The sequence below is a fragment of the Novosphingobium anseongense genome, from assembly GCF_037482895.1.
Classification (GTDB): domain Bacteria; phylum Pseudomonadota; class Alphaproteobacteria; order Sphingomonadales; family Sphingomonadaceae; genus Novosphingobium; species Novosphingobium anseongense.
The window spans coordinates 595,418-607,028 of sequence record NZ_JBBHJZ010000003.1 but is presented as its reverse complement, the minus strand read 5'-3'; the positions used below and the strand labels follow the sequence as shown (position 1 = coordinate 607,028).

General features: G+C 66.5%; 8 protein-coding genes. 6 read left to right on the top strand and 2 right to left on the bottom strand.

Going from position 1 to position 11,611, the window contains the following annotated elements; translation table 11 throughout:
* Positions 1 to 298: 298 nt before the first annotated feature.
* From mdh to WG901_RS16865, 6 genes are all read left to right on the top strand, one after another.
* On the top strand, positions 299 to 1,258 hold the full coding sequence (mdh, locus tag WG901_RS16890; RefSeq protein ID WP_339588259.1) for a malate dehydrogenase: 960 nt from the start codon (positions 299 to 301) through the stop codon (positions 1,256 to 1,258).
* 60 nt (positions 1,259 to 1,318) lie between these two features.
* The gene (gene sucD, locus WG901_RS16885) at positions 1,319 to 2,209 is read left to right on the top strand and encodes a succinate--CoA ligase subunit alpha (protein WP_339588258.1); all 891 of its coding nucleotides are present in this window, start codon (positions 1,319 to 1,321) and stop codon (positions 2,207 to 2,209) included.
* Positions 2,210 to 2,329: 120 nt separating this feature from the next.
* The gene (locus WG901_RS16880; RefSeq protein ID WP_339588257.1) at positions 2,330 to 5,152 is read left to right on the top strand and encodes a 2-oxoglutarate dehydrogenase E1 component; all 2,823 of its coding nucleotides are present in this window, start codon (positions 2,330 to 2,332) and stop codon (positions 5,150 to 5,152) included.
* 32 nt (positions 5,153 to 5,184) lie between these two features.
* A complete protein-coding gene (gene odhB, locus WG901_RS16875) occupies positions 5,185 to 6,423 on the top strand; it encodes a 2-oxoglutarate dehydrogenase complex dihydrolipoyllysine-residue succinyltransferase (protein WP_339588256.1) in 1,239 nt (412 codons plus the stop codon).
* Between the two features lie 93 nt (positions 6,424 to 6,516).
* Positions 6,517 to 7,917 (top strand): dihydrolipoyl dehydrogenase, encoded by a 1,401-nt coding sequence (lpdA, locus tag WG901_RS16870; protein WP_339588255.1) that lies wholly within the window; start codon positions 6,517 to 6,519, stop codon positions 7,915 to 7,917.
* 243 nt (positions 7,918 to 8,160) lie between these two features.
* Complete coding sequence (locus WG901_RS16865; RefSeq protein ID WP_339588254.1) at positions 8,161 to 8,790, top strand: trimeric intracellular cation channel family protein; 630 nt, start codon at positions 8,161 to 8,163, stop codon at positions 8,788 to 8,790.
* On the opposite strand, the gene WG901_RS16860 is transcribed toward WG901_RS16865, so the two are convergent.
* Together WG901_RS16860 and WG901_RS16855 are read right to left on the bottom strand one after the other, a co-directional pair.
* Positions 8,787 to 9,314: a hypothetical protein gene (locus WG901_RS16860; RefSeq protein WP_339588253.1), complete on the bottom strand. Its 528-nt coding sequence runs from the start codon at positions 9,312 to 9,314 to the stop codon at positions 8,787 to 8,789. The genes WG901_RS16865 and WG901_RS16860 overlap by 4 nt on opposite strands.
* 71 nt (positions 9,315 to 9,385) lie before the next feature.
* Positions 9,386 to 11,545 (bottom strand): prolyl oligopeptidase family serine peptidase, encoded by a 2,160-nt coding sequence (locus WG901_RS16855; RefSeq protein WP_339588252.1) that lies wholly within the window; start codon positions 11,543 to 11,545, stop codon positions 9,386 to 9,388.
* Positions 11,546 to 11,611: the final 66 nt, after the last annotated feature.

Below are 11,611 nucleotides of genomic sequence, written 5' to 3'. Positions count from 1 at the left end.
CGACATCTGCATGACGCGGCGCTGAACCCGCAGGATGGCCTTTGTCCTAACATCGACGGACTGGTGCCCAGCAACGGCAAAACGATCGCGGAAACTAGGCTTCCTTAGCATCTATTGCTATTGCGAACCATTATACGATAAACCTTCGGGATTCCTCGATTTGCGGCCTTTTCGCGGTTGCAATGGCCGCAGCACGCGCCTAGGGCACCACTCGAAACCTCCGGCGCCTGCCTTCGAGAGGGGCATGCAGGCGCCTATGCCCGCTGCATGTCGCCCCGACTGAAGGACTTCCCCCATCATGGCTCGCAAGAAGATCGCCCTCATCGGTGCCGGCAACATCGGCGGCACGCTGGCTCACCTCGCCGCGCAGAAGGAACTGGGCGACGTCGTCCTGTTCGACATCGTCGAGGGCGTCCCCCAGGGCAAGGCGCTCGACCTGCAGCAGTGCGGTCCGGTCGAAGGCTTCGACGCCAAGGTCACCGGCACCAACGATTACAAGGACATCGCGGGCGCGGACGTCATCATCGTCACCGCCGGCGTGCCGCGCAAGCCGGGCATGAGCCGCGATGATCTGCTGGGCATCAACCTCAAGGTCATGAAGGCCGTCGGCGAAGGCATCAAGGCCAACGCACCCGACGCTTTCGTCATCTGCATCACCAACCCGCTCGACGCGATGGTCTGGGCGCTGCGCGAATTCTCGGGCCTGCCGCACAACAAGGTCGTCGGCATGGCCGGCGTGCTCGACTCGGCACGCTTCTCGACCTTCCTCGCCGAGGAATTCGGCGTCTCGGTGCGCGACGTCTCGAGCTTCGTGCTCGGCGGCCACGGCGACACGATGGTCCCCGTCGCCGAATATTCGACGATCAAGGGCATCCCCATCCCCGACCTGATCAAGCTGGGCCGTTCGACCCAGGAGCGCATCGACGCGATCGTCAAGCGCACCGCCGTCGGCGGCGGCGAGATCGTCGGCCTGCTCGGCACCTCGGCGTTCTACGCCCCGGCCGCTTCGGCGATCGCGATGGCCGAAAGCTACCTCGGTGACCAGAAGCGCATCCTGCCTTCGGCCGCCTATGTCGACGGCAAGTACGGCCTCGACGGCCTCTACGTCGGCGTGCCGGTTGTGATCGGCGCCGGCGGCGTCGAGGAGATCGTCGAGATCACGCTCGACGACACCGCCAAGGCCGGCCTCCAGGTCTCGATCGACGCGGTCAAGGAACTGCTCGTTGCCTGCAAGGGCATCGATCCCTCGCTGGCTTGATTTCCCGGGGGCGATGGACTTCGCCCCACGGACCTGAAACTTCCTCCCCAGGAGCACTGAATGTCCATTCTCGTCGACAAGAACACGAAGGTCATCACCCAGGGCATGACCGGCAAGACCGGCAGCTTCCACACCCAGGCGGCGCTCGACTACGGCACGCAGATGGTTGCGGGCGTGACCCCCGGCAAAGGCGGCACCGACCACATCGGCCTGCCCCAGTACGACACCGTCGCCGAGGCGAAGGCCGCGACCGGCGCCACCGCCAGCTGCATCTACGTGCCGCCCGCGGGCTGTGCCGACGCGATCCTCGAAGCGATCGACGCCGAGATCGAGCTGATCGTCGCGATCACCGAGGGCGCCCCGGTGCTGGACATGGTCCGCGTCAAGCGCGCGCTGTCGGGTTCCAAGTCGCGCCTGATCGGCCCGAACTGCCCCGGCGTCCTGACCCCCGGCGAGTGCAAGATCGGCATCATGCCCGGCAACATCTTCTCGAAGGGTTCGGTCGGCGTGGTCTCGCGTTCGGGCACGCTCACCTATGAGGCCGTGTTCCAGACGACCAACGCCGGCCTTGGCCAGACCACCGCAGTCGGCATCGGCGGCGACCCGGTCAACGGCACCAACTTCATCGACGTGCTCGAGCTGTTCCTGGCCGACGACGCGACCAAGTCGATCATCATGATCGGCGAGATCGGCGGCAGCGCCGAAGAAGAAGCGGCGCAGTTCCTCAAGGACGAAGCCAAGCGTGGCCGCAAGAAGCCGATGGTCGGCTTCATCGCCGGCCGCACGGCGCCTCCGGGCCGCCGCATGGGCCACGCCGGTGCGATCGTCTCGGGCGGCCAGGGCGGCGCGGACGACAAGATCGCGGCGATGGAAGAGGCCGGTATCCGCGTCTCGCCCTCACCTTCCGAGCTCGGCACCACGCTGTCGGGGCTGCTGAAGGAACTGGCATAAGCCGCCGAGGGTTTCCGGGGGGAAACGTCTTCGGGAGGAACATTCGCGGAGCGTCGCAAGATGCTCCCTCGCTAAAACCTAAGGCCCCGGCGCAAGCCGGGGCACGTGAGGCTGCGCGCCATGGGTAACGAAAACCACGACTTCCTTCCCGACGATCCTCAACCGGGTCCTAGCTGGCAAAAGACGAACTGGCCGCTGGTCGGCGGTGGGGACGAGGACGATCTCACCCAGGCGCTCGATCCGACGGTGATGAAGGCGGCGATCAAGGCCGCCACCGCCAAGTCGGCCGCCCCGCTCGACGAGAGCGCGATCGAGGCCGCGGCGATGGACTCGATCCGCGCCATGATGCTGATCCGCACCTACCGCGTGCGCGGTCACCTGGCTGCCGATCTCGATCCGCTGGGGCTTTCCAAGCGCGATCTGCCTGCCGACCTCACCCCCGAATATCATGGCTTCACCGGCGCCGCGCTCGATCGCCAGATCTTCATCGGCGGTTTCCTCGGCAAGCAGTGGGCGACGATCCGCGAGCTCGTGGGCATCCTGCAGGCGAACTATTGCGGCAAGGTCGGCCTCGAATACATGCACATCTCGGACGTGGAGGAGCGCCGCTTCCTTCAGGACCGGATGGAAGGCGCCGACAAGTCGATCGACTTCAGCGTGCTGGGCAAGAAAGCGATCCTCCAGGCCGTCGTCCGCGGCGAGCAGTACGAGAAGTTCCTCGGCAAGAAGTACGTCGGCACGAAACGCTTCGGCCTCGACGGCGGTGAATCGATGATCCCGGCGCTCGAAGCCGTGATCAAGCGCGGCGGCCAGATGGGCGTGCGCGAGATCGTCGTCGGCATGGCCCACCGCGGCCGCCTGAACGTGCTCGCGAACGTCATGGCCAAGCCTTACAAGGTCATCTTCCACGAATTCTCGGGCGGCACCGCCAATCCCGAGGACGTCGGCGGATCGGGCGACGTCAAGTATCACCTGGGCACCTCGACCGACCGCGAGTTCGACGGGATCAAGGTGCACATGAGCCTGGTACCCAACCCCTCGCACCTCGAAACCGTGGACCCCGTCGTGCTCGGCAAGGTCCGCGCGACCTTGACCATGCGCGACGACCTCGAGGAGATGGACCAGGTCCTGCCCGTGCTGCTGCACGGCGACGCGGCCTTCGCCGGCCAGGGCATCGTCTGGGAATGCCTGGGCTTCCAGGGCATCCGCGGCTACGCCACCGGCGGCTGCCTGCACTTCATCATCAACAACCAGATCGGCTTCACGACGAGCCCGCAGTTCGCGCGCAACTCGCCCTACCCCTCGGACGTCGCCAAGGGCGTCCAGGCCCCGATCTTCCACGTAAACGGCGACGATCCCGAAGCCGTGACCTTCGCCTGCAAGATGGCCGTCGACTTCCGCCAGAAGTTCGACAAGGACGTCGTGATCGACATGTGGTGCTATCGCCGCTTCGGTCACAACGAAGGTGACGAGCCGAGCTTCACGCAGCCGCTGATGTATTCGCAGATCCGCCAGCATCCGCCGGTGTCCGAGATCTATGCCAAGCGGCTGGTCGAGGAAGGCGTGGTCGAAGGCGGCTATCTCGGCGAATATGCCGAAGGTTTCGTCGCCAATCTCGAGGAAGAATTCGAAGCTTCCAAGACCTACAAGGCCAACGAGGCCGACTGGTTCGCCGGTCGCTGGAGCGGCTTCAACCGCCCCAACGATCCCGAAGGCGCGCGCCGCAACGCGCCGACCGGCATCGAGAACAAGCTGTTCGAGAGCCTCGGTCGCACCTTGACCACGGTTCCCGACGACCTGACGATCCACAAGACGCTGAACCGCGTGCTCGACGCCAAGCGCGCCGCGTTCAAGTCGGGTGAAGGCTTCGACTGGGCGACCGGCGAGGCCCTGGCCTTCGGCAGCCTGGTATCCGAAGGCTACGGCGTACGCCTGTCCGGCCAGGATTCGGGCCGCGGCACCTTCAGCCAGCGTCATGCCGTCTGGGTCGACCAGACCGACGAGCGCAAGTACGTGCCGCTCTCGACCGTGCCCCACGGCCGCTTCGAAGTGCTCGACAGCCCGCTCAGCGAATATGGCGTGCTCGGCTTCGAATACGGCTATGCGATGACCGATCCCAAGACCCTGGTCCTGTGGGAAGCGCAGTTCGGCGATTTCGCGAACGGCGCGCAGATCATCATCGACCAGTACATCGCCGCGGCCGAAGCCAAGTGGCTGCGCGCCAACGGCCTCGTCCTGCTGCTGCCGCACGGTTACGAGGGCCAGGGGCCCGAGCACTCTTCGGCGCGCCTGGAACGCTTCCTGCAGCTCTGCGCACAGGACAACATCCAGGTCTGCAACATCACGACGCCGTCGAACTACTTCCACGTTCTGCGCCGCCAGATGCACCGCTCGTTCCGCAAGCCGCTGGTGATCATGACGCCGAAGTCGCTGCTGCGGCATCCGCTGGCCAAGTCCGAACTCGAGGACTTCGTCGGCAACAGCCACTTCCGCCGCCTGATGGCCGATCGCACGCCGCCCGCGGACAAGGACGTCAAGAAGATCGTCCTCTGCTCGGGCAAGGTCGGCTACGACCTGATGGAGGCGCGCGACGCCGCCGAGCTCAAGGACACCACGGTGGTTCGCGTCGAGCAGCTCTATCCGTTCCCCGGCGAGCCGCTGACCGCGCGCATCGAGCGCCTGACCAACCTCGAAGAGGTCGTCTGGTGCCAGGAAGAACCCAAGAACCAGGGCGCCTGGTCGTTCGTCGAGCCCTTCATCGAGGAAGCGCTCGCCGCGGCCAAGTGCAAGATCGCGCGTCCGCGCTATGCCGGCCGCTCGGCCAGCGCCTCGCCCGCTACCGGTCTCGCCAAGCGGCATGAGAACGAACAGGGCGCGCTCGTTGCCGATGCCCTGGGCCTCTCGGTCCGCTCCGAAATTCGCCGCCGCACCGGCAAGAAGTGATCGCAGGCCCATAGGTCTCAGGAAGGTCCAGCATGTCCAGCGAAGTCAAAGTTCCCGTTCTGGGTGAATCGGTCTCCGAAGCGACGATCGGCCAGTGGCTCAAGCAGCCCGGCGAGGCCGTCGTGCTCGACGAGCCGATCGCCAGCCTCGAAACCGACAAGGTCGCGATCGACGTCATGGCCCCCGCGGCCGGCGTCATGGGCGCGCATATCGCCAAGGAAGGCGATACCGTCGCGGTCGGCGCGCTGATCGCCACGATCGAGGATTCGACCGCGGTCGCGGGCGCCGCTCCGGTTGCCCCGCGCGCCGAGAAGGCGATCCCGCCGGCCTCCGACACGCTGCCGCCCAAGGGCGAGGATGCCGGCGATGCCGCGCTCTCCCCCTCGGTGCGCCGCGCGGTGCTGGAGCACGGCATCGATCCTTCGAGCGTCAAGGGCACCGGCAAGGACGGCCGCCTGACCAAGGAGGACATCGTTCACGCCGCGCAGGCCAAGCAGGCCACGCCCGCTCCCGCCGCGACGGCTGCTGCTTCGCCGGCTCCGGCCTCGGTGCCCGCAGCTCCCGCCGGTGAGCGTCGCGAAGAGCGCGTCAAGATGACGCGCCTGCGCCAGACCATCGCCAAGCGGCTCAAGGATGCGCAGAATACCGCAGCGCTGCTGACCACGTTCAACGACGTCGACATGACCGAAGTGATCGCCGCGCGCGATCGCTACAAGGACCTTTTCGTCAAGAAGCATGGCGTGAAGCTCGGCTTCATGTCCTTCTTCGCCAAGGCCTCGGTCCTGGCGCTCAAGGACATTCCGGCGGTCAACGCCCAGATCCAGGGCGATGAGATCGTCTATCACGACTACATCGATCTCTCGGTCGCGGTCTCGGCCCCCAACGGCCTGGTCGTGCCGGTGGTCCGCAACGTCGACCAGCTTTCCTTCGCCGACATCGAGAAGGCGATCGCCGAATACGGCAAGAAGGCCAAGGACGGCACCCTGACGCTCGACGACATGAAGGGCGGCACCTTCACGATCTCCAACGGCGGCGTGTTCGGCGGCCTGATGTCGACGCCGATCATCAACCCGCCGCAGTCGGCCGTGCTCGGCCTGCACCGCATCGAGGACCGCGCCGTGGTCCGCAACGGCGAGATCGTCATCCGCCCGATGATGTATATCGCGCTGTCGTACGACCACCGCCTGATCGACGGCCGCGAGGCTGTGACCGCGCTCAAGACGATCAAGGAAGCGATCGAGGATCCGACGCGCCTGCTGATCGACCTGTAAGGCCGAGGCGTTTGCGCGACTTTTCTTCTGCCCAATAATTGCCAGACCCGCTCAGGCTGAGCTTGTCGAAGCCCGCGCGCCACGGAGGCCCAAATGGCTGAATACGACTACGACGTCCTCGTCATCGGTGCCGGCCCCGGCGGCTATGTCGCCGCGGTGCGCGCGGCCCAGCTCGGGCTCAAGACCGCCTGCGCCGAAAGTCGCGAGACGTTGGGCGGCACCTGCCTCAACGTCGGCTGCATCCCTTCCAAGGCGCTGCTCCACGGCTCCGAGCTGTTCGAGGAAGCCGCGCACGGCACGCTCGCCAAGTTCGGCGTCAAGACCGGCAAGGTCGAACTCGACCTGCCCGTGCTCCAGGGCGAGAAGGCCGCCGCGGTCAAGGAACTGACCGGCGGCATCGAATACCTGTTCAAGAAGAACAAGATCGACTGGCTCAAGGGCCGCGCCAGCTTCCAGGACGCGCACACCGTCGACGTCGCCGGCAAGACCGTGACCGCCAAGAACGTGATCGTGGCGACCGGTTCGTCGGTCACCCCGCTCCCCGGCGTCGCAGTCGACAACGAAAAAGGCCTGATCGTCGACAGCACGGGCGCGCTCGCGCTCGACCGCGTGCCCGACCACCTCGTGGTCATCGGCGGCGGCGTGATCGGGCTCGAGCTCGGTTCGGTCTGGCGCCGCCTCGGCGCCAAGGTCACCGTCGTCGAATTCCTCGACCAGTTGCTGCCCGGCATGGACGGCGAGGTCCGCAGGGAAGCGGGCAAGCTGTTCAAGAAGCAGGGCATGGAGCTCAAGCTCTCGACCAAGGTCACTCAGGCGACGGTCAAGGGCAAGAAGGTCACGCTGTCGCTCGAACCCGCGGCGGGCGGCGACACCGAGACGCTCGAGGCCGATGCCGTCCTCGTTTCGATCGGCCGCCGGCCGAACACCGAAGGCCTCGGCCTCGACAAGATCGGCCTCGAACTCAACAAGCGCGGCCAGATCGAAACCGACCACGACTTCCGCACAAAGGTCGCCGGCGTCTGGGCGATCGGCGACGTCATCCCCGGCCCGATGCTCGCGCACAAGGCCGAGGACGAAGGCATTGCCGTGGCCGAGAACATCGCCGGCCAGATCGGCATCGTGAACCACGCCGTGATCCCCTCGGTGGTCTATACCTTCCCCGAGATCGCCGGCGTCGGCCTGACCGAGGAACAGGCGAAGGAACGCGGCGAGATCAAGGTCGGCAAGTTCCCGATGCTCGCCAACAGCCGCGCCAAGACCAACCGCGAGACCGACGGCTTCGTCAAGGTCATCGCCGATGCCGAGACCGATCGCGTGCTCGGCGTCTGGTGCATTGCCTCGGTCGCCGGCACGATGATTGCCCAGGCCGCGCAGGCCATGGAATTCGGTGCGACCAGCGAGGACATCGCCTATACCTGCCACGCGCACCCGACCCATTCGGAAGCGATCAAGGAAGCGGCGATGGCCGTGCGCGGAAAGCCCATTCACATCTGATCGATGCGGCGGGCAAGTCCCGCCCTTTGATCTCGATCAAGGAAGCCCTCCCCGATGGACCGCACAAGGATGCGGTTCCGTCAGGGAGGGTTTTTCATGTTCGGCTTCGTAGGTGCGCATTTCGAAGTGCTGGTTCTGGTCGCATTCGGATCCTTTGCCGTCGTGCTCGGCGCTGCTTCGCTGCGCGATGCGCTGAAGCGCTAGAGATTGTCCTGCATGGGCGGGTCCGGTTATAGCCGCGCGATGCCGCTTGCCGACCTGCCCGCGATCATCCGTTTCCTCGACGTTGCCGGCATCGCCGTCTTCGCGCTGTCGGGCGCGCTGCTCGCGGCACGTCTGCGGCAGGACTTCGTGACCATGGCCTTCTTCGCGCTGGTCACCGGCGTCGGCGGCGGTTCGGTGCGCGACCTGCTGATCGGCGCGCCGGTGTTCTGGATCCGCGATCCGCTGGTCGCGCCGACCTGCCTCGCCGTCGCCGTGCTGGCCTGGCTCACCCCGCACCGCTGGTGGCAGGGCCAATTGCTCGAATGGGCCGATGCCGTGGGCCTCAGCGCCTATGCCGTGCTCGGCACGGTCAAGGCGCTCGGCTATGGCACGCCGCCGGTTCCGGCAGCGCTGATGGGCGTGATAACCGGCTGCGTCGGCGGCATCATCCGCGACGTGCTCGCCGGCCAGCCCTCGATCCTGATGCGGCGCGAACTCTACGTGACCGCGGCGGCGCTGAGCTCGGCGCTCGCCGTGGCGGGCGCGCTGCTGTCTCTGCCCAACGAAATCGTCTGGCCGGTCGCCGCGCTCGCGGGCTTCACGCTGCGCGGTGCCTCGATCCACTGGTCGCTGGCGATCCCCGCCTACAACCGCATCGCGGAAAGCTAGAGCCCGGCGACGTTCCGCACGCGACCGCTGCCATCGACCGAGCACGAGAAGTCGCCACCGTCGCGCACGCGGCCCGAGACGCGCCAGCCATCGCTCTCGCGGTTGACCGCATCGACGCTGTCGATCGATCGGTCGCGCTCGACCTCGCCAACGCAGGCATCGACCGCGGCGTCCACACTCACGCCCGAGCGCCACGAACTCGCCGGCGGTGCGCGATAGTCGTCGCGGCCGTAGTCGGCCCCTTCGTCACCGCGCGCGTCGCGATAATATTGATCGTCGTAGCGCGCCTGGTCGGGATAGTTCGCGTTATCGCGGACCTGACGATCCTTGTTCGACTTCGACACGGCGCTGGCGATGGCGGCGACGCCGCCGATGATCAGCAGGCCGCCGAACACGTCGCCGGCGTCGAGACCCCCGCGATCATGATGACGATTCCAGCCCCGCGCCATGGCGGGCGTGGCCGAGAGCGCAAGCGCGGCCGCGGCGGCGAGCGCGGCGGCGGTACGGGAACGGAAAAGCGTCATGGCCAGCAAACCCCTGATAGCCCAATCTGAAGGTCCATAGGCCAGGCGTGCTTTCGCAGGGCTGAACCGCTTCAGGGCAGCTTGAGGCCGGTCCACTGCGCCAGGAAGGCCAGGACGTCGGCCCCTTCCTCGATCGCCTTGTCGGTCGGCTTGCCCGAACCGTGCCCGGCGCGCGTCTCGACCCGGATCAGCTGCGGCCGGTTCCCGAGCTTCGCCGCCTGGAGCGCCGCCGTATATTTGAAGCTGTGCCCAGGCACAACGCGATCGTCGGTGTCAGCCGTGGTCACCAGCATGGCCGGGTAATCCTTGCCGGGGCGGATGTTGTGGTAGGGCGAATAGGCGCGCAGCACGCGGAAGTCCTTCTCGCGGTCGGGGTAGCCGTAGTCGTCGACCCAATAGCGCCCGGCGGTGAAGCGGTCGAAGCGCAGCATGTCCATGACCCCGACCGCGGCATTGCCTGCGGCGAACAGATCGGGACGCTGGTTGACCGCGGCGCCGACGAGCAGGCCCCCGTTCGAACCGCCCTGGATCGCGAGGCCGTCCCTGGGCGTGATCCCTTCGGCGATCAGGTATTCGCCCGCGGCGATGAAATCGTCGAACACGTTCTGCTTGTTCTCGCGACGGCCGCCGTCGTGCCAGGCGCGGCCATATTCGCCGCCGCCGCGCAGGTTGGCCAGCGCGAAGGCGCCGCCCGCCTCGAGCCAGGCCATGCGGATCGCCGAGAAACCCGGGGTCAGCGAGACGTCGAAGCCACCGTAGCCATAGAGGATCGTCGGGACCGGCTTGCCCGCACCGACCACGCTCTTCTTGCGGACGATGAACATCGGCACCCGCGTCCCGTCTTTCGACGCGTAGAAGCGCTGCTCGATCGCGAAGTCGCGCGGATCGAACAGCAGCTTGGGGCTGGCGAAAGGCGTGGACTGACCCGTCGCCAGGTTCATCCGATATATCGTCTGCGGACGGTTGAAGCTGGTGAAGGCATAGAACGTCTCGGGATCGCCGGGCTTGCCGCCGAAGCCGCCCGCCGTGCCGATGCCGTTGAGCGCGATCGAGCGCACCGACTTGCCGTCGAGTCCGAACACCAGCGCCCGGCTCGAGGCATCCTTCAGATACTGCAGGACAAGCTGATTGCCGATGATCGTCGCCTGTTCGAGCGTCTCTTCGGTCTGCGCGACGAGTTGGCGCCACTGCGGTGCGCGCTGGGCGAGATCGATCGCGACCAGGCGGTAACGCGGCGCGTCCTGGTTGGTCACGAACCAGAGCACCTGGCCCATGCCGTCGACCAGACGCCAATCGTGCTCGAAGCCCTTGACCAGCGCGCGCGGTTTCCAGCCATCCTTGCTCCGGCGGGTCAGGTCGACGGTGTGAACCTCGTAGCGCGCGTCGGTGCCGATCTGGCTGTGGATCACGACCAGGCGCCCGTCCTGGGTCACCTGGGCCGTATGGCCATAGTCGGGATGATCGGGCGTCGCGTAGACCAGCTCGTCAGCGGACTGCGGCGTGCCGAGCCGGTGGAAGTAGATCGCCTGGTTGTAATTGCGCGCCTGGAAGGTCTCGCCTTCCTTGGGCTCGGGAAAGCGCGAGTAGAGAAAGCCTTCGTCGCCCACCCAGGCGAGACCGGTGAACTTGGCCCAGCGGATCTCGTCGGCCAGCGGCGCGCCGGTCTTGACGTCGAGCACGCGCAGGATGCGCCAGTCGCTGCCACCGTCCTGAACCGAGTAGAGCAGCAGCTTGCCGTCGTCCGAGGGTTTCCAGGAATCGAGTGCAGTCGCCGCATCCTTGGCCCAGGCATTGGGATCGAGCAGCAATCGTGGCTTGCCGCGCAGCCCTTGGCGCACGAACAGCTGCGCCTGGTTCTGCAGCCCCGAATTGCGCAGGTAGAAATAGCGTCCGCCGGCCTTGGTCGGCAGGCCGAAGCGCTCGTAGTCCATCAACCCGCGGATGCGATCCTTGAACCAGGCGCGCTGCGGCAAGGTCTCGAGATAGGCATCGGTGACCTTGTTCTCGCGTTCGACCCAGTCGGCGACTTCGGGATCGTTACGAACGTCGTTCTCGAGCCAGCGGTAGGGATCGGCGATCGTCTCGCCGAACAGCGTCTCGGAGACGTCGCCACGGCGGGTTTCGGGATAGGGGATCAGCGTCGTGTCCTTGGCTGTCTGTTGGCTAGCCGGGGCTTGCGAGGAAAAGGTCAGCCACGCTGCGGCGAGCAGCGCGAGCGGGAACCGGGGCATCCTCTTCTCCAAAAGCAAAAGCGGCCGCGAGCCTAGCACTCGCGACCGCCTTTGCAATCTCGTGGC